Source organism: Nonomuraea sp. NPDC049655, from assembly GCF_044465465.1.
Taxonomy (GTDB): Bacteria; Actinomycetota; Actinomycetes; order Streptosporangiales; family Streptosporangiaceae; genus Nonomuraea.
In genome coordinates this window covers 480,001-497,508 of record NZ_JBITLS010000005.1, presented here as the reverse complement: position 1 = coordinate 497,508, position 17,508 = coordinate 480,001, and the positions used below count along the sequence as shown (strand labels likewise).

Annotated in this window: 18 protein-coding genes; 10 read left to right on the top strand and 8 right to left on the bottom strand. The window is 71.3% G+C overall.

Annotated elements, in window-relative coordinates:
- Positions 1-22: 22 nt before the first annotated feature.
- From ACIBQ6_RS19365 to ACIBQ6_RS19330, 8 genes are all read right to left on the bottom strand, one after another.
- Positions 23-1,393: an NAD(P)/FAD-dependent oxidoreductase gene (locus ACIBQ6_RS19365; RefSeq protein ID WP_397213323.1), complete on the bottom strand. Its 1,371-nt coding sequence runs from the start codon at positions 1,391-1,393 to the stop codon at positions 23-25.
- A complete protein-coding gene (locus tag ACIBQ6_RS19360; RefSeq protein ID WP_358010256.1) occupies positions 1,383-1,592 on the bottom strand; it encodes a ferredoxin in 210 nt (69 codons plus the stop codon). The genes ACIBQ6_RS19365 and ACIBQ6_RS19360 overlap by 11 nt, the downstream gene beginning before the upstream one ends.
- Positions 1,593-1,709: 117 nt before the next feature.
- Positions 1,710-2,156, bottom strand: a complete 447-nt coding sequence (locus ACIBQ6_RS19355; RefSeq protein ID WP_397213321.1) for a DoxX family protein — start codon at positions 2,154-2,156, stop codon at positions 1,710-1,712.
- A gap of 229 nt (positions 2,157-2,385) precedes the next feature.
- Complete coding sequence (locus ACIBQ6_RS19350; RefSeq protein ID WP_397213319.1) at positions 2,386-2,556, bottom strand: hypothetical protein; 171 nt, start codon at positions 2,554-2,556, stop codon at positions 2,386-2,388.
- Positions 2,557-2,664: 108 nt separating this feature from the next.
- Positions 2,665-3,747 carry a thiopeptide maturation pyridine synthase gene (locus ACIBQ6_RS19345; protein WP_397213317.1) on the bottom strand — a complete coding sequence of 361 codons (1,083 nt, stop codon included), beginning with the start codon at positions 3,745-3,747 and terminating at the stop codon, positions 2,665-2,667.
- The gene (locus tag ACIBQ6_RS19340; RefSeq protein WP_397213315.1) at positions 3,744-4,709 is read right to left on the bottom strand and encodes a lantibiotic dehydratase C-terminal domain-containing protein; all 966 of its coding nucleotides are present in this window, start codon (positions 4,707-4,709) and stop codon (positions 3,744-3,746) included. The genes ACIBQ6_RS19345 and ACIBQ6_RS19340 overlap by 4 nt, the downstream gene beginning before the upstream one ends.
- Entirely contained in the window at positions 4,702-7,173 is a 2,472-nt protein-coding gene (locus ACIBQ6_RS19335) for a hypothetical protein (protein WP_397213313.1), read from the bottom strand. The genes ACIBQ6_RS19340 and ACIBQ6_RS19335 overlap by 8 nt, the downstream gene beginning before the upstream one ends.
- Before the next feature lie 17 nt (positions 7,174-7,190).
- Positions 7,191-7,349 (bottom strand): hypothetical protein, encoded by a 159-nt coding sequence (locus ACIBQ6_RS19330; protein ID WP_185845188.1) that lies wholly within the window; start codon positions 7,347-7,349, stop codon positions 7,191-7,193.
- 375 nt (positions 7,350-7,724) lie between these two features.
- On the opposite strand from ACIBQ6_RS19330, the gene ACIBQ6_RS19325 reads away from it, so the two are divergent.
- The 10 genes from ACIBQ6_RS19325 (at position 7,725) to ACIBQ6_RS19280 (ending at position 17,489) form a co-directional block, all read left to right on the top strand.
- Positions 7,725-7,931, top strand: coding sequence for a hypothetical protein (locus tag ACIBQ6_RS19325; protein WP_397213311.1), 207 nt, complete (start codon positions 7,725-7,727; stop codon positions 7,929-7,931).
- Positions 7,932-8,424: 493 nt separating this feature from the next.
- Positions 8,425-9,330: an NmrA family NAD(P)-binding protein gene (locus tag ACIBQ6_RS19320; RefSeq protein ID WP_397213309.1), complete on the top strand. Its 906-nt coding sequence runs from the start codon at positions 8,425-8,427 to the stop codon at positions 9,328-9,330.
- Positions 9,331-9,534: 204 nt separating this feature from the next.
- Complete coding sequence (locus ACIBQ6_RS19315) at positions 9,535-10,350, top strand: MBL fold metallo-hydrolase (RefSeq protein ID WP_397213307.1); 816 nt, start codon at positions 9,535-9,537, stop codon at positions 10,348-10,350.
- Between the two features lie 548 nt (positions 10,351-10,898).
- The gene (locus ACIBQ6_RS19310) at positions 10,899-11,153 is read left to right on the top strand and encodes a recombinase family protein (RefSeq protein ID WP_397213462.1); all 255 of its coding nucleotides are present in this window, start codon (positions 10,899-10,901) and stop codon (positions 11,151-11,153) included.
- Positions 11,150-11,575, top strand: coding sequence for a DUF3237 domain-containing protein (locus ACIBQ6_RS19305; RefSeq protein ID WP_397213305.1), 426 nt, complete (start codon positions 11,150-11,152; stop codon positions 11,573-11,575). The genes ACIBQ6_RS19310 and ACIBQ6_RS19305 overlap by 4 nt, the downstream gene beginning before the upstream one ends.
- A 20-nt stretch (positions 11,576-11,595) precedes the next feature.
- Entirely contained in the window at positions 11,596-14,352 is a 2,757-nt protein-coding gene (locus tag ACIBQ6_RS19300; protein ID WP_397213303.1) for an AAA family ATPase, read from the top strand.
- Between the two features lie 208 nt (positions 14,353-14,560).
- On the top strand, positions 14,561-14,953 hold the full coding sequence (locus ACIBQ6_RS19295; protein ID WP_397213301.1) for a hypothetical protein: 393 nt from the start codon (positions 14,561-14,563) through the stop codon (positions 14,951-14,953).
- Between the two features lie 166 nt (positions 14,954-15,119).
- Complete coding sequence (locus tag ACIBQ6_RS19290) at positions 15,120-15,494, top strand: hypothetical protein (protein WP_397213299.1); 375 nt, start codon at positions 15,120-15,122, stop codon at positions 15,492-15,494.
- A 79-nt stretch (positions 15,495-15,573) separates the two neighbouring features.
- On the top strand, positions 15,574-16,614 hold the full coding sequence (locus tag ACIBQ6_RS19285; RefSeq protein ID WP_397213297.1) for a hypothetical protein: 1,041 nt from the start codon (positions 15,574-15,576) through the stop codon (positions 16,612-16,614).
- Positions 16,615-16,664: 50 nt separating this feature from the next.
- Positions 16,665-17,489 carry an enoyl-CoA hydratase/isomerase family protein gene (locus tag ACIBQ6_RS19280; protein ID WP_397213295.1) on the top strand — a complete coding sequence of 275 codons (825 nt, stop codon included), beginning with the start codon at positions 16,665-16,667 and terminating at the stop codon, positions 17,487-17,489.
- Positions 17,490-17,508 lie beyond the last annotated feature (19 nt).

Here is a 17,508-nt window from a genome sequence, read left to right as displayed (position 1 = left end):
TCCTCGTGGACGGGCGGAAGGGTCAGCCAGGACGCACCATGGTCAGCCGGCGGTCCGGCAGGTGACCGGTGAGCGCGACAAGGGGACCGTGGGAGAGCCCCTTCGGGTCCGGCACGTCGGAGGGAAGCGGCAGCTCGGCGGCGAGCGTCCGGTCCGCCGCGCCGGGCGCGGGCGGGAACGGCGCAGCGGTCTCGATCAGGTGCTGGTAGTACTCGAGCGACTTGGCCATGTTGACGGTGACCGCGGCGGTGACCCGGCCCCGGTAGCCGTACACCAGCGCCAGCCGGCGCGCCTCCAGCGAGCCCTGCGCGAGGACGATCTGGTCGGAGAAGGTGGGGACGCCCACCGACTTGATGTTGAGCCCGAACTGGCTCGACCAGAACGTCGGCAGCGCGAGATGCGGACGCCGCAGCGGCCCGGGATTGACCATGTTGTGCGCCGCCACCTCGGCCTGCGCGACCGCGTTGCCCCAGTGCTCCAAGGAGAGCAGCTGGTACTCGAACAGCGGATGGGGGAAGCGGGAGACGTCGCCGGCGACGAAGACGTCGTCGGTGACGATCCCGTACATGTCGAAGGCCCGGCACCCGCCGTCGCAGGCGATCCCGCGCGGGCCCGCCGCCAGCCCGGCGTCCTTCAGCCATTCGACGTTGCGGACCGCGCCCAGCGCCACGACGCAGACGTCCGCGGCGACGTGGCTGCCGTCGGACAGGTCCGCGCCGGTGAAACGGCCGTTCCCGTCCCCGCGCAGGGCGGTGACCGTCACCCCGCAGCGCAGGTCCACCCCGTGCGCCCGCTGCATGCCGGCGGCGAGCTTCGACAGCGTGCCGCCGAGCGCGCCCACCAGAGGCGCGGGGCCGCGTTCGGTGACCGTGACCTCCAGGCCCCGTTCCCGGCAGGCCGAGGCGATCTCCGAGCCGGTGAAGCCGCCGCCGATCACCAGCACCCGCTGCGGCCCGGCGGCCAGCCGCTCGGCCAGCCGTCCGGCGTCATCCCAGGTGCGCAGGGTGAACACCCCGTCCAGGGCGGCCTCCTCCGCGTTGGGCCAGGGCCGCGCCCGGGTTCCGGTGGCGATCAGCAGCCGGTCGAAGGGCAGCGAATCACCGTCGGCCAGCATCACCCGCTTTCCGAGCGGGTCCAGGCCCGTGGCAGGCACTCCGAGCCGCCAGTGGGCGTCCGGGTCGCGGCGCATCGGCAGCTCGGTGGCGTCCGCCGCCGCCTGGCCGAGCAGCACCTGCTTGGACAGCGGCGGCCTGTCGTAGGGCGGGCGGAGCTCGTCTCCCACCACGGTCAGAGAGCCGGTGAAGCCCTCCTCGCGCAGTGTCTCAGCGGCCCGCAGCCCCGCCAGCGACGCACCGACGATGACGATCCTGCCCTCCCGCAGGTCATCGGCCATCGACGCTCACCGCCTCGCCGAGGACGATGGCCTGGACCGGGCACGCCACCGCGGCCTGGCGCACGCGCTCCACCTGGTCGTCGGGGACGGCCGGCGTGTACAGCAGCGCTTCCTCCCCGTGCAGTCGGAACACCCCTGGCGCGAGAAACACGCACTGCGCGTAGCCCTGGCAGCGGGTGAGGTCCACGACGATCCGCATCCCACCATTCCCTCCGTCACCTCACCCCTGTTCCTGTCCAGAGCAGCGGCAAAGGGAATCGGACAATCGGGGATGCGTCCGGTAATCGCCTGGCAGGCGGCACTGGACGACTCACCGTCAGGCTTGTTCGTGCGCGACCGCCCGTGGGGATGCCGGCCGTGCGGACAAGGCCCAGCGGCCGGGACCGAAGGCGGCGATGAGCAGGAACCCCCAGCAGAAGAGAGCGGCCTTCTCGCCGCCGTTCTCGATCGGGAACAACGCTTGGGGCTGGTGCACGACGAAGTAGGCGTAGGCCATGGTGCCCGAGCAGATGACGGCGGCGGCGCGGGTGGCCACTCCCAGGACGACCAGGCTGCCGGCGACCAGTTGGATGACCGCGGCCCACCACCCGGGCCACTCCCCGAAGCTCGGGGCGGGCCCCTGGGTGCCGCCCAGGACGCCGAAGAGGGTGGCCACGCCGTGACAGGCGAACAGCAGACCCGTCACGAAACGGTAGAAAGCCAGGAACAGCCCCTGTCGTTCGAGCGGTGTGTCCATCGGGACGTTGTTTCTGACCCTGTCCATGACGCCGCCCAGGCGTCCTGGCCGGGCCGGCGGGTGTTCACGTTCCGTAGTCATACCGATCTGTTCTCCCGAACGAAGATCAGAAGACATGAGAGCACTCACGTCAGCATCAAGAGTTCGGCATCTCTCCGGCAACCATGAACCACCCACGAGAGAGGGACGACTGCCCGTACACATCGCCAACCGGACTTCATCGTCCGGCGCCCATGAAGCCGCAGCTTCCGGTCGTTCAGCGGCTGAGTCCGTCCGGGGTGAGGTCGAGCAGACCGTCGGCCTGCTCGCGCTGCTCGGGTGTGCCCGAGGCGAGGGCGATGCCAGTCAGCGCGGCGAACATGTCGGTGGCGGTGATATCGGACCTGTCGCCCAGCAGCTCGACGTCGCCACCGACTGGGGCCGCCACGCCGAGCTCTATGCCTACGACACCCTCCACGAGGAATACCGCCTCCACACCGGCCCCTCATGACGACACCGCCCGAGCCGCGTCAGGCGTACTGGGCTGCCGGCGATGTCAGGCTCGTGCCCACGCCGTGGCCTTCTCGACGGGTGACACGTCGTACTCTGCCTCGACCGCCGCCGCGATCAGGTGGCAGAACAGGTAGCGCTGGAGCGGCGCGAGCCCGAGTCTGGCCAGGTGGCCGTAGAGCATGTTGATGGCCAGCCGGTGTCCGAGGAACCAGTCGGAGCCGAGTACCTCGTCCTTGTACCGTCCGGTGGCCAGCAGGATTTCGTGGAAGTCGATGGTGTGGAGCTGGCGCATCTCGGGTTCGGGCGCGGCGGCGTCAAGGTCGATCTTCTTGTCGCGGATGAGGGGCGCGGCGATCGCCTTCCTGTGCTGGACGTAGTCGAGCCATTCGCGGACGTGCGGCGGGGTGCGGCCCTCGTCCACCTCGGCCACCCGGCGGCGGACCAGGGCTCGGAGCTGCCGCTCGTGCTCGCGGTACTTGGCCTCGAAGCCGGCGCGCACGCCGTCGCGGTCCACGCAGTAGGAGGCGAAGGCGTCGGCGTGGGAGCGGAAGGACATGTACCCCCGCGAGATCGGCGGCACGCTGGTGTGCGCGAAGGCGATCATCAGGTCGAGGCTGAGCTGGAAGAGCGTCAGCTCGCCCCGGCGGATGGCGGCCAAGGTCCCGAACGCCATCCGGGTGCTCTCCGCGTGGTAGGAGTCGAGCAGATCCCGCAGGATGTGGCTGCCGAGTACGTGCAGGCGGTCCTCGTACGGTTCGGTCTGAAGCGTGTTGTCCGGATACCACGGCCTCAGCGGGCCGTGATCGCTCTCCCGGACGGCGAGCGCATGGTGGGCCTGCTCCAGCGCGGCCTCGTCCAGGACCCCCCGGGAGGGGTGATCGCGCAGGTAGCGGCCGAGCCGGTCGGTGGCCAGCGGCAGGATGTCCGCGTGCCAGGCGTCGTCGGGGGCGCGGAGGTTGAGTCGCAGGTGCGGCCCGCGCCGCCAGTGGCGTACGAAGTACGGTTGCCGCACCCGCTCCCCCAGTTCCTCCAGCAGCGGTCGCACGGCGTCGAGGATCAGGCCGTCCTGATCGGTCTGGTAGTAGCGGACCTGGATGCTGTGCCAGGGGGTCGTGAGGTCGTTCACCGGTGCTCCAGTTCGCGGTAGGTGGTGCAGACGAGGTGACGCAGGTGCGACTCGTGCCCGGCCGGCAGGCCGAGCCGGTTGCACAGCAGGTGGACGCAGCGCAGGAGGAGGATCAGCAGGTCGCCGCGCGGCCGGGTGACGCCGGGGGGTACGAGAGCGGATCGTGCTGGTTCGGGATTGAATCGGCCGGTGGCCTGGAGGTCCAGGACGCGGTGGCGGAGGGTGTCGATCGAGCGCCACCACGCGCCGAGCGGATCGCCGGCGCGTGGGCGTTCCTCGCCGGTGGCGATGCGGTGGCTGCGCAGGAGCTGTGCGGCGAGCGCGGCCCGCTGCCCCTCCGAGGTCCCGGCCCGGTCGGACGCTTCCGTCGGGGCGAAGCGGTGGTCGCGGTCGGCGGGGAGCGTGCGGGCCAGACGGGCGGAATCCGGTTCCCAGGCGGCCAGGGCCAGCATCAGGGCGGCGGCGGCGAACCCCGCCCGGCGTCCGGGCCCGAGCTCGCCCTCCAGGAGCGCGAGCGCGATGCGGCTGGAGTCGTGGAAGTGCCGCTCGGCGGCCTCGACCGCTTCCGGCCCGCCGTACGTCCCGTACTCGGGGCGGTAGGCGATGGCCTCCACGCCGTCGCGGGCGCGTACCCGCCGGTCGTAGTGGAGGAGGTGCTCGGCTCCGGCGTACCGCTCGGCCAGGGCGGCGTACCGGCCGGGGTCCCAGGAGGCCGGCGAGGGATGGGCGGCGAGATGCCGTTCCAGCGCCGCCGTGGCGCGCTCGGCCACCTCCGACGGGCGGGCGGACGGCAGGAGCCGCAGCCGCAGGTGCGGCCCGCCCTCCCAGTAGCGCAGGAAGAAGTAGCCCGTCGGCGGGCCGTCGGCGGCGAGCGAGCGCACCAGCCCGCCGACCGCCTGCGTGATCAGCCGGTCGGTGCCGCCCCGGTGGAAGACGTGCAGCGAGATCCACTGCTCAGCCATCGCCCACCTCCACCACGTACTCCGTGACGTGGCCGCCGCCCGGCTCGGGCAGCACCTCCTGGAACGCCGTGCACGCGCCGCTGTCGCCGAGCTGCCGGTCGAAGGCGGCGACCAGGGAGGGGTCGGCCAGGTCCAGGAAGGTCGGCTTGGCCAGCCGCGCCGTACGCATGGGGTTCTGACCCCACGTGCCCGGGTCCAGGGAGAAGACGAAGCAGCGGGACGGGATGCCGGACGCGGCGAACCAGCGGGCCAGCCTCAGCAGGTGCTCGGCCTCGGGATCGCCCGGACGCCGTCGCGGGATGCCGGCCGTGGCCGCGTACCAGGTGGCCCGGGCCACGACGACCTGGCCCAGCCACGTCCTGGGCCTGCTGACGACCTGTTCGGGCGTGAGCGGCGGCGGCTCGGCGAACAGCGCCCAGGTCGGCACCGCGACGCTGGGCTGGTCGCCGAACAGGTGCAGCAGCAGCCGGGCCGTACGCGGCAGGAACGGCGTGGCGATCAGGCCGGTGTGGCGTGGCAGGACGCGGCGGCCGTCGGCGGCGCGTGCCAGCTCCAGCTCTCCGGTGGCGGGATCGTGGCGGACGGTCAGCTCGCCCAGCGTGAGGCGCGCGCCGGGCGGCCGGTCGGAGACCGCGCCCGGGTAGCTCAGGTCGTGGGCGGTCGTGGCCGAGCGCAGGTTGACGTTGTGCCCGAACAGTCCCGTCAGCTCGACCGGGAGCCCGTCAGCTTCGGGTTCGGCGGGATTCGGCTCGTGCGACAGCCCCGCGACCGCCAGGAGCCGGTGAACCCGGCTGCGCGCGGCGCCGTGACCGGCGGCCACGCTGTTGATCACCAGCCGCACGGGGCCGTCCCCGGGCAGCACCTGCACGTAGCACGCCAGCGACCGCACCGGCCGGGCGCTGCCCGGCCGGGCGGACAGGCAGCGGGCCAGCGCCTCCGGCTCCTCGCGCAGCACGGTCAGGACGCGGTCACGGTGACGCCGCAGCTCGGCCGCCGCCGGTACCGTGCCGGGGCTCTCCGCCGTCGCGCCGCCGCCGCGATAGAGCAGGGCGTGCAGCGCCTGCCCGGCGGGGGTGGCGAGTTGCTCGGCCAGCGTACGGTGGAACCGGACGAACGGGACCTGCGCCCCGGCGCCGGACGCCCGCACGAAGAGGTCGGCGGCCAGCAGCCGGATCTCGTTGTCACGCTGGAAGACCCCCAGCAGCTCACGGAGCAGGTGGAGGTCGTCCAGAGCGGCCCGCCAGGCCCGTTCCCCGAGGAGCACGGCGGGCGAGGCGAAGACGGCGTTGTCGCGGAAGAGGTTCTTGTCCGGGAGTCGCGTGCCGGGCGGTGCCAGGCGGCGCAGCGCGGTGCGGGCCTCGTCCTGGAGGGCCAGTTGCTCGGACAGTCCCGCCATGTCTGGGGCGCGGTCCAGCACCCGGGCGAACGTGGTGAGCGCGTCGGCGGCAGGATGCGGCGCCAGCCGCCGGGCCAGGTCGGCGAGGTGGGCGTCGGACTGGTCGGCGACCGGCGCGAACGTCTCCAGCACCTCCAGCTCGATCAGACGGGCGAGCGCGTCCGGCGGGACGAGTCGCCGTGCCTCACCGAGCGTGGTCCCGTCGGTCAGGGAGTTCAGGAGCGCGCGCAGCGGCGGCGCGGCGCGGACGCTCCGGTAGGCGTCCTCGGTACGGCTGAGGTACCACAGGCGGTCGCCTTCACCGGTCAGGCTGGCGTTGGGCCTGACCAGGAAGCGGGCCGCGAGGTCGTCGTCGGTCGCGGCCAGGTCGCCGAGCAGCCTGCGCAGCAGCCACAGGTCGGGCTCGGCCGCGCTGCGCCAGTTCCCTTCGCCCGCCACGGTGACCGGTTCCGGCCCCACGTCCCAGCACCCGAGCCCCATCATGGTGAACGTCGAGTGCGGGCTCGTCTTGGCCGCCACCCGCGCGAGATACCGGCTCAGCCGCAGGTCCAGCCGCCGGGGAGGCGCGGCGTCGGGCGAGTCGAGCCAGCGTCGCAACGCCTCGGCCAGCGACGGGCTCGCCTGGACCAGGCCATGGGTGAAGAGGCCGGCCGAGGCCCACTTGCGAAGGTTGCGATGTCTGTCCCGGCGGTCCTCCTCCAGGACGGCGGGCAGCGCGGCGCGCAGCCGCTCGTTCTCCCGCGCCGTCTCCAGCCACCGCCGCACCCGCCGATCCAGCCCGGCCGGAAGCTCGACCGAGCTGGAGAACGCCGCAGGACGGCGTCCGTTGTACAGCGCCCGGCGGAGTGCGACCAGGCGGGACCTGGCCTGCCCGGAGGGGACGTCCGCGATGCACGGCTCCAAGGCGAGCGCCAGCTCGCGACCCTCCGCGGCCAGCCCGTCCTGCCCCTTGAGGATCTCCTGGACGGCCTGCCAGGTACGGCCGCACCGCAGATCGTCCAGGGTGGCGCCTGGCAGGGCGGCGACCCTGACTACCACGATGTCCGAACGCCGACGCCGGAGCGCCATGCGGATCGCGCCGCTCTTTAGATGAGCCAGCTCTTACCCGAGGTGCATCCCGAAGCGCCGATCTCGGTGTTGCCCAGTCCCATGGCCACGGCTTCGACGAGCACCTCGGAGCCGGGGAGTTCCACGGTGGCGACGTCCAGCGCGTCCAGGTCAAGGGCTTCTTCGTGCAGATCCATGCTGCCTCCGTTTCCGAACGGGCGCCGGTCGCGCCGCGACACTCTGTCAAGAGATCACGGAAAACGACATACGTCCACGATTCGTTACATATCGGACGGGATGAAAATTCCGGAAAAATACCGCCGAAGTCGCCTGCACAACAGGGAGATCGAACGACACAGCCGGGGCACCAGCGGTCCGCGCCGGAACGAGGATCGGCGACGGCACGGCGGCATCGGCGCCAGTGTCCTGCACACGGCCTGCCCAGCACACGCATCCACGTCTACCACCGCTCCGACCAGCCCGGCACCACACACGACTTCACCGACTTCCTGCGCGCGACCGGAGGCTGGCCGCACCCGCCGTCCAGGACGTGGACCGGCGCGGGCCAGGGCGTGGCGAGCTCCAGGGGAATCGCCGACGTCCTCCTCCATGCCAAGGACTCCATCAGGTACGTCGGGTACGGCTTCGCCGGCGACGTCCGCCTCAACACCGCACTCGTCCGCAACGCCGCCGGCCAGTACGTCCCGCTGTCCCCGGACAACGCAGGCAAGGCCTCCAGGGCGCCACGGTTCCGGGCCGCGAAGGCGACCTGGTGCTGACATTCGACCATCTACGACCGGTTCCGGACCTTCTGGTACGCACCTTCCTCGACTACACCGCGAGCGACGCCGGCCAGTCTTACCTGGTCATGTACGGCTACGCCCCTTCCCCTACGATCTGCCCGCCCGGGCCCGCCTGCGCCCGGGAGCCACGAGCTGACCCGCCCGGCGCCGACGGACGACCCCGGCTGCGAAAAGTTGAAGTGGCCATCCGGTCGTCTGCTCAGCCGGTATGGATCTATGCGTCGCCGTGTGGGGCGAGGTCGACGGACACTGCCTTGAACAGGATTCGGCGCAGGGTCACGACAGGCGACCGCGGCGGGGCGGATGTCAGCCGTTGCGACTCGCGCCGTCTCACTCTGCCCCTGGCTCATCCGACTCGGATGTGGGTACACCTGCCGGGGGATCACGTTCACGCGCTTCGGTAACCCTCATGTGCCCGCGCGATCGCACCCTGCGCTCAGAGGATCAACCACCAGAAAGAGATCGGCCGATGGTCGGCAGCAACCTAGTTCTCATCGCCGGGGTCGGCGACGTGGGCCGCACAGTCCTGAAGCAGCTGCGAGCGCAGGACGTGCCGGTGCGCGCCATGGTTCACCGCGACGATGATCGTGCCGCGGAGCTGCGTGCGCGAGGCGCGGAGGTGGTCGTCGGGGATCTGACCCGACCGGAGAGCGTCGCCGCCGCGCTGGAAGGAGCCGGGCGCATGTATTTCGCGATGCCCGTGTCGCCGGACCACCTGCTGGCGGCGACCGTGGTGGCCACCGTGGCGAAGGAGCACGGCGAGCTGGCGGGCCTGGTCGACATGTCCCAGATGACGGTGTCGCAGATGACCGCCACCAGCACCGCCGAGTCGCACCAACAGCGGCTGCACTGGCTGGCGGAGCAGGTGTTCGACTGGTCCGGCCTGCCGGTGGTGCACATCCGGCCGACGTCGTTTCTCGACAATCCGCTGTTCACCACCCTGGCGGCCCGATCGATCCGGGAGAACGGCACGATCGCGCTGCCGTTCGGCACCGGGCGCACCTCACCGATCGCCACGGACGACGTCGCCCGGGTGGTCGCCACCGTGCTGCGCGATCCGGTTCCGCACGTGGGGCAGGTCTACGAGCTGACCGGGCCGCGCACGGTGGACATGACGGAGATGGCCGAGGAGTTCTCGCGAGCCTTGGGATGTTCGGTGTCCTACCTGGACGTACCCCTGGACCGGTGGCAGGCCGAAGTGCTGGCCAAGGCAGGCCTGCCGCCGCACACCGAGGAGCACATCGCCACCATGGCCCGGCTGCACCGCGAGAACCGCTACGACCGCGCCTCCGACGACGTCGAACGGGTGACCGGCATGCCGGCCGGGACGATCGAGGCGTTCGTGGCCGCTCGCCGGGACTTCTACCTGGGTTGAACCGCTCCGGCCGCTTCTGGTCTGCTGTGGCCGAATACCTGCCCGCAAGGCCTCCGCCCTCACCCTCGGGCGACTGCGACAGATCGTCCTCGGCACCAGGTGGCGGCACGCCGTGCGATGAGGCCACTCTCCTGTCGGCGAAGGTTCGCAAGTTCGTCAGGCGCGGTTGGCTCCCCCGATCCACGTACGCGTCACGCTCAAGGGATGCTCGACCACGAGGGCGAAGCGATGCGCCTGACCGTGCTCGGCTGCCGGGCGGGCATGCCTTCGCACGGGGTGGCCAGTTCCGGCTATCTGGTCACCACTGCCGGAACCAGGCTGCTGCTCGACTGCGGGCCCGGAACAGCCACCGCCCTCAGCGGCGTCACCCGCCCGGACGACCTGAGCGGTATCTTGATCAGCCATCTGCACATCGACCACTGCTACGACCTGCTGCCGCTGGGCCGCAGGATCCTGTCCGGTCAGCTGACCGCCCACAACACCCACCTGCGGCCGCCGGCCATCCCGCTCCACGTGCCCAACGGCGGCCGGGACCTGCTGCACAGCCTGGCCGGGCTGTTCTCGCCGTCGACTGCCCCGATCCTGGACCGGGTCTTCGACCTCGCCCTCGACGTGCGCGAATACCAGCCAGGCGAGGAATTCCAGATCGGTGACTGCCACATCAGCCTGCACGCCCTCCGCCACGCGCCGCCCAACTGCGGCAGCCGCATCCGAGGACCCGCCGCCACCCTGGCATACACGGGCGACACTGGTGTGACCGACGCTCTGCACACCCTCGCCGACGCCGACCTGCTGCTCGCCGAGGCCACCCTGGACCGTGCCGACCCGTCCGGCAGCGGTCATCTCACTCCCGCCGACGCCGCGCGCGCCGCACAGGCGGCAGGGGCCGCCCAGCTCATGCTCACCCACCTGCCCCATCGCGACGCAACCTGGTACGAGACTCTCAAGGCCGAGGCCGAACTGCACTTCGACGGACCGGTCCACCTTGCAACCCCGGGCCTGGAATTCGACCTCGCCTGATACAGGGCAACATCCCGACGCCGGCTTCCCCCCTGAAGGGGTCAGGGCCGCCAAGGGCGCCGTCAACGATCTCACGCTGCCCGACCCCGCCCAAGTGCGCTCCGACGCCGCCACGTTCCAGAGGCTCATCGCACTCCCGGACACCCGTAAACGCCTCGACCATCTGACCGACCGGGGTCTGCAAACACCTTGCGAGACCAAATGCGATCTCGGCAGAGTGGTCGCGGAGTTCCCCCTGACTGTCCTCTGCCTTCACAGCTGACGCCCAGTTCCGAGGGGAATCCGCCCCCCGTATCGGCCTCCGACGCTGTTCCGGGTCGTCGAGAACTTCTGACGGCACGCTCGATGCACGGCATGCGGGGAACGGGCTCACGCTCCCAGGGCATCCTTCAACTGCCTGCGCGAGGTTATGTCGAGCTTCCTGAACACCGGCGGGTCGTGGTGAACGCCACGGGCAAGCACCTCGCGCTCCCCGAAGGCCCGCTACTCGAGGGGTCCCTCAGCGGAAGACCGGCTGGCGGCCGAGCCCCCTCGGCCCCGTCGGGGCCCTGATCGGCTACGCCCGCGTCTCTATCCGAGGCCAGCTCCTGGACCGCCAGCTCACCGCGCTCGCCATGGCAGGCTGTCTGCGCATCTTCGCCGACGAACAGTCCGGCAGGAACGCCGAACGCGAGGAACTGCGGAGAGCGCACGACCGTGATCGTTCATCACGACTCCGGCTGTCCCCGACGAGGCGGCTCGGCAACACCCGTGGGTTACCCGGGCGCGAACGAACGCCTTTCCGGGTCAGGCTGGAGGCATGATCAACGAACTGCCTGGTCCCACGCTCACGCAGGTGTTCCGCCTGCACGCAGTGCTGGGCGCTCCTGTCGATCTCGGATACAGCGGGCGCCTGATCGTGCCGCTGATCGGCGGCCGGTTCACCGGCCCGGAACTCCACGGCAATCTGGTCGTCGAGGGCAGCACCGACCGGCGGGAGACGCTCCCGGACGGAACCATTCGGGGCCACCTGCGCTGCACGCTGCGTACCGACGGAGGCGATCTGCTCGACGTCCACTCGCATGGGATCGCCCAGGTCGGCCCGGCTGACGGCCCGCTGATCCGCGCCACCACCCGGCTGCAGGCCGGCACGCCGCATCTCGACTGGGTCAATCAGGGCGTGTTCATCAGCGTCAGTCTCTACCGGGGCGACGGTATGACCTTGGAGACATATCTGGTGTCGTGAGTTGACCGCATACTTCATGGATGACGGGCAGCTCTGGGACCAACTCGCTTCTCCTGGGCCGTCAGGCCGAGTGCGCCGCCATCAACGCTCTGTTGGAGCGCGCTCGCGACGGGCATGGATCGGTTCTGGTCCTGCGGGGCGAGATGGGTGTGGGGAAGACGGCGTTGCTGGAGTACGGCGCCGGCCGCGCTGCCGCCTTCCGGCTCGCCCGGGTGGCGGGCGTGGAGTCGGAGTCGGAGCTGATGGGCGCCGGCCTGCAGCAACTGCTCGGGGCGTCGCTGATCGAGGGGGCTCAGCGCCTGCCCAGCTCGCAGCGCGATGCCCTCCGCGTCACGTTGGGGCTGCAGGACGGTCCGGCGGCCGACCGGTTCCTGGTCGGGCTCGCCGTTCTCGGCGTGCTGAGCGAGCTGGCCGATGAGCGTCCGCTGTTGGTCGTGGTCGATGACGCGCAGTGGCTGGACGCGGTCTCGGCGCAGGTCCTCGCCTTCGTCGCCCGGCGGCTGGCCGCCGAGCCGGTGGCGATGCTGTTCTCGGTGCGCGAGCCGGGCCAGGACACCGAACTCGACGGGCTGCCCGCCCTGCCCGTGGAAGGACTCGGCGACCACGACGCCCGCCGGTTGCTGGGCTCGGTGATCCCGGGCGGTCTGGACGGGCAGGTGCGCGACCGGATCGTCGCCGAGACGCGCGGCAACCCCCTGGCCCTGCTCGAACTACCTCGCACGATGACACCGGCGGAGCTGGCGGGCGGGTTCGGGCTGCCCGACGCCCGCATGTTGTCCGGCCGCATCGAGCACAGCTTCGTGCGGCGCGTCGAGGCGCTGCCCGGCGACACCCGCCTGCTGCTGTTCACCGCGGCCGCCGAACCGGTCGGCGACATGCTGGTGCTGATGCGCGCGCTGGAGCACCTGGGCATCGCCATCGGTGCCGCCGAGCCCGCCGAGTCGGCGGGCCTGATCGATCTCGGCCCGCGGGTCGTCTTCCGCCACCCCCTGGTCAGGACCGCCGCCTACCGGGCGGCGCCACCTGAGGTGCGTCGTCGCGGGCACGCGGCGCTGACCATGGCCACCGACCCGGAAGCCGACCCGGATCGGCGCGCTTGGCATCGCGCGCACGCGACGGCGGCGCCTGATGAGGAGGTCGCGGCTGAGCTGGAGCGTCGTGCAGTCCGCGCGCAGGCCCGCGCCGGCGCCGAGGCGGCGGCGGCCTTTCTGGAGCGGGCGGCCGAGCTGACGCCCGATCAGCGGACGCGCGGAGTACGGGCCCTGGCCGCCGCCCAGGCCAAGCTCGACGCGGGCGCTCTCGGCGCGGCCGAGGCCCTGCTCGCGCTGGCGGCGATCGCCCCGCTGGGTGAGGCCGACCGGGCGCGGCTGGAGCGGGTGCGCGCCCACATCGCGTTCGCGCGCACCCGGGGCAGCGACACGCCCATCCTGCTCAGCATGGCGGCCAGGCAGCTCGAAGTCGTCGATCCCGAGCTGGCGCGCGAGACGCATCTTGAGGCGATGTGGGCGCTGATGCGCAGCGGCCGGTTCGGTCGTCCCGACGGCGTTCTGACCGCCGCCGAGGCCGCGCTGGCACCGGTCAGTGATCATCCGGTGCGGGCCGTCGACCAGTTCCTCGACGTGCTCGTCACCCGGGCCACCCACCAGTACGTGCAGGTGCTGCCCTCGGTGGCGCGGGCGATCGCGACCTTCCAGCGTGAGGGTTTCCGCCGTGACAACATCGCCTGGTGCTGGCTGGCCTGCCAGCTGGCCATGGACGTCTGGGACGACGACGCCTGCGCGGCCATGGCCGGCGGCCTGGCCGAGACGGCCCGCGAGCGCGGCATGCTCACCGTCCTGCCGTTCGCGCTGAACTACTCCGCCGCCCACCAGTTGTTCGCGGGCCGCTTCGACCTCGCCCAGCAGCTCGTCCAGGAAGCCGACGCGATCACCCAAGCGACGCGCAACGTCGCTGTCGCTGACTTCTCCATCCTGCTCGCCGCCTGGCAAGGCGAGCGGGAGCGCACGCTCGACCTGCGTGAGCGCATCCTCGCCGCAGCCACGGCCCGTGGCGAGGGCTTCGCCGTGGAGGCGGCCGAGTGGGCCGCCGCGACCCTGCACCTCGGCTACGGCGAGTACGGCCCTGCCGCCGAGGCCGCCCAGCGCGCCGCCGAGCCAGACGGGATCGGGTTCACCGTGTGGGTGCTTCCCGAGCTGATCGAGGCAGCCGTCCGCTCCGGTGACGGGGACACCGCGCACCAGGCGTTCGAGCGGCTGGAGGAACGCTCGTCGACCAGCGAAACGCCATGGGCACGCGGCATCGAGACCCGTTCCCGGGCGTTGCTGAGCCAGGACGGCACGGCCGAGGAGCTGTACCGGGAGTCGATCGAGCACCTGGCCCGCTCCCGCGTCACCGTCCACCACGCCAGGGCTCAGCTGATCTACGGCGAGTGGCTGCGCAGGCAGAACCGCAGGATCGACGCACGTGCCCAGCTCAAGGCCGCTTTGGCCGCCTTCGACGCCATGGGTGCGCGAGCGTTCGCCCGGCGTGCGGAACGGGAGCTGGTGGCGACCGGGGAGACCGTTCACAAGCGCAGCCAGGGCCCGAGCGTTCAGCTGACTCCGCAGGAGGCGCAGATCGCGCGGCTGGCCGGTGACGGGCACACCAACCCGGAGATCGCCGCCCGCCTGTTCGTGAGCCACCGCACCGTCGAATGGCACCTGCGCAAGGTGTTCACCAAGCTCGGCGTCACCTCACGCAAGGACCTGGCGCAAGCACTACGAACGATGAGCACGTGATGGACGAACCCGCCGCCCGCGGTCACTGACGGCCTGACCTGCACCGAATCCATCCCCCCGGTAGACGGCCAGTGGACGGGCCAGGGGTCACAAGGGCAGGGCCAGGGGGTGTCACGGGCGCGAGAGGCGGCAAGCGCGCGCGATCGTGAACACATCACCCCCTAGGGCGCCCCGATGAGCGGGGCCCTATCTCCGCCAGGGAGAAGAGATGTCCCTCACCGCCGCTTCCCCGTCCACCCGCAGAAGCCTCACCGTCCTGTTCGCCGCCGCGGCCGCCGTGGCTGCTCTCATCGTCGCCTCTCCCGGCGCCCAGGCGCAGGGCAACTGCTACCACTACGGATCCGCCGGGTACGTGCAGCTGTTCACCGGCTACAACTTCGACGGCGACTGCTACGAGGTGCAGCTCAACACCGGCCGGCACGCGATCCCCGCCTACGCGGCCCGGAAGATCTCCTCGGTCAGGAGCTGGGGCTGGTACGGCACCGAGACCGTGGAGCTGTCCGACTCCTACTACGGCGGCGTCGCCCGCATCGCCGCCGGCCAATGGGTCACCAACCTGGGCAACATGGACGACAAGGCCGACAGCGTCCAGTTCCGCTGAACCCGATAGGCCCGGCCACCTGCCCCCACCGGTCCGAAGACCTCCCTACCGCAGTTACTTACAGTGTCCAGTCTCCTACTAGTAGTGACAACGACGTACACCCACCACCGCCACGTCCAAACAGCCTCCGTCGCAGCTACGGAGGAACCAAGAAGGGAACATTCTCATGTGGAACCTCCGCAAGGCCCTGACCGCGACCCTCACGGCCCTCCTCCTGGGCATCGGAATCACCGGCGTCACGGCCCAGTCGGCCGCCGCAGCCACCGGCACCTGGAAGCTGTGCGACGACTGGAACATGTGGCAGATCACCCGCGACTGCCTGACCGGCACCGACAGCAACCCGCCCAGGGTCGCCGACCTGCGCACCTGGGCCTACAACGACGCCATCTCCTCCATCAAGACCAACTCGGTGGCCATCGAAGCCTGGACGAACGTCAACTTCCAGGGCACCTACGGCTACTTCGCCCCCAACGCCGTGTGGAACGCCCTGGACTACCCCTACGACAACTCCATCAGCTCCATCTCCTACCCCGGCGCCTGACGCCTCCCGGCGGGGGTGGACGGCCCCTCCACCCCCGCAGCCCCTGCAGCTCCCCCGCAACGATGAACGGAGGTGCGCCATGGCGGCCAAGCTGCGCACACCAGTCCGGATGTTCGCCTCGACAGCCCTGTTCGTCCTCACCATCGTCGGCTGCTCCTCCGTACGGCCCGCGACACCCACCACCACGGGTGTGTCAGCTCAGCAGATGGTGCACCTGCTCCAGACCCAGCTCCCCCCGGGAGAGTTCTCCGGCCAACATGGGCAGGGTGTGAGCGCCCAGCCCGGCCCCGCCCCCTCCGCGCAGTTGCTTTTCCAGGCGGGAGGGAGAAGGGCGACCGTGACGGTGAAGCTCAACAGATGGCCGGTCCCGGTCCCCGTGCAGTACGCGCAGTGCCCCGACACCGCCTACCACCCCTACAGCCATTGCACCCGGACCCGCCTGGCCGGCGGCGCCACCCTCGTCCAGGACCGATCCCCGCGTCAGGAGGAGCATCCTTCGGCGGGTCAGCTCCTGACCGCCCTGCTCACCTACGCCGACGGCCGACAGGTCCTCGCCTCCCAAGCCGGCAGCTCGGCCCTTCCTCTGACGCCTGAACAGCTCGCCGCGGTGGCATCCTCGCCCCGATGGCACCCGGTCCTGGCGGCGATGCCCGCTCCGGCCGCCGCTGCCCGCAAGGGCTCGATCGCCCGGCTGAGCGCACCGCAGATCAGCCGCATCATCGAGCGGCTGCTGCCGAAGGGGCTGCGCGCCGGGCAACCCGGCGGCGCGGACGGCTTCGGCCACCTCACCGTCGACGACGGCCACGGCAAGAGCCTGGTAGCGGTCAACGTCCAGCAGTGGAAGCCCGGCGACCCGGCCATGACGCAGCTGTTCGGCCAGGCCGCCACCCTGCCCGACGGCACCCGCGTCGGCACCCGGCAGGGCCCCGCACAGCGCGGCGGAGCGGGCGCGGTCGAATGGACCGTCGACACCCTGCGCGCGGACGGCCTGCGCGTGGTGATCTCAGCGGTCAACGCGGCCGCCTACCGGCTGCCCGCCGGCCGCCGCGCCCCGGCCCTCACGCTGGAACAACTCCGGCAGATCGCCCTCGACGCGGCCTGGCGACAGGCCAACGGCTGACCCCCTCCTGAGTACCTGCCGGTCGCGGATCACTGAAAGGATGCCTGGCCATGACGTATCGGACTCTGCGCCTCACACACACCGGCGACGGCGTGCTGGGCGTGGTGATGGACGCGCCCCCGATGAACCTGATCGGCCCCGAGCTCGTCCGCGATCTGGCGAACCTGGTCGGCGAGCTGGAAGCAGGTCAAGCCATCCGGGTCGTGGTCCTGGAAAGCGCCGACCCCGACTACTTCGTCCCGCACGTCGACCTGACCAAGGTCGCCGACTACACCGCCGAGGCCGCCAAGGCAGGCGGTCCGGGCGACGCCTCGCTCGGCATGCTCTGGCACCGGCTCAGCGAGCTGCCGATCGTGACGATCGCGAAGATCCGCGGCCGGGCGCGTGGGGCGGGCAGCGAACTGGCACTGGCGTGCGACATGCGCTTCGCCGCCCGCGAGAACGCCGTCCTCGGGCAGATCGAGGTCGGCACCGGCGCGCCTCCCGGAGCCGGAGGCATGCAGCATCTCGCCCGGCTGCTGGGCCGGGGGCGGGCGATGGAGGCGATCCTCGGCGCCGATGACTTCGACGCCGACACGGCGGAGCGGTATGGCTGGATCAACCGGGCGTTGCCCGATGCCGAGCTCGACGCCTTCGTCTCCAGGCTCGCCCGGCGTATCGCCTCGTTCCCGGTCGAAGGGGTTCGTACGGCGAAGCGAGTGCTCAACGGGCTGACCCTGCCCGCCGCCGACGCCGTCCGGGCGGATGCGATCCGGTTCCGCGATCTGGTCGCCGCGGACGCCACCCAGGCCCGGGTGAGGGCCCTGTTCGCGCAGGGACTGCAGACCCGCGGCCCACTCGAACTCGACCTGGGAGAACGCCTCGGCGACCTGTGAAGGAGAGGGCGGCGAGCGA